Here is a 545-nt window from a genome sequence, read left to right on the forward strand (position 1 = left end):
AACGGGCATCCGGATCGGTGAGCGATATCTGTTGATCCGGCGTGTTGCGCATCTGCGCATCAAGCACTTCCAGGCGGCTCATCTCCTGTTTCAGCCGAGCGATCACTTCCTTGATCCTCGTCGTCTTGATGCTGATCGCTTCCGATGGCTCCTGCCGATCGGCGCTATCGAGTTGATGCAGATATCGACCGACGCTTTCCTCAATCTGCGCCATCCGCCTCGCCACCTTGGCCTGCGTGAAGTTGCGGTCGCGGTTGTTCACCGCCTTGAACTTGCTGCCGTCGATTGCGACGCTTGGGGTCTGCAACAGGCCCATTTGCCGGCATAGTGTAATGAACTTCGCACAAACCTTCCGGATCGCCGCGCCATTGTCCTTCCGGAAGTCGGCGATCGTCTTATGATCGGGAGCCAGGCGGCCGATCAGCCACATCACCTCGATATTGCGGCACGCCTCACGTTCCAGGCGGCGACTGGACTGCACCCGATTGAGATAACCGTAGATGTAAAGCTTCAGAAGGACTGCCGCATGGTAGGAAGGCCGGCCC

At 58.7% G+C, this 545-nt stretch carries 1 protein-coding gene; it reads right to left on the minus strand.

Annotated features, from left to right (window positions below):
* The coding region (locus IVA92_RS01305) for a transposase (RefSeq protein ID WP_247534108.1) at nt 1-545 on the minus strand (545 nt) is incomplete at both ends.

Origin of the sequence: Bradyrhizobium sp. 154, from assembly GCF_023073875.1 — a bacterium.
Classification (GTDB): Bacteria; Pseudomonadota; Alphaproteobacteria; order Rhizobiales; family Xanthobacteraceae; genus Bradyrhizobium.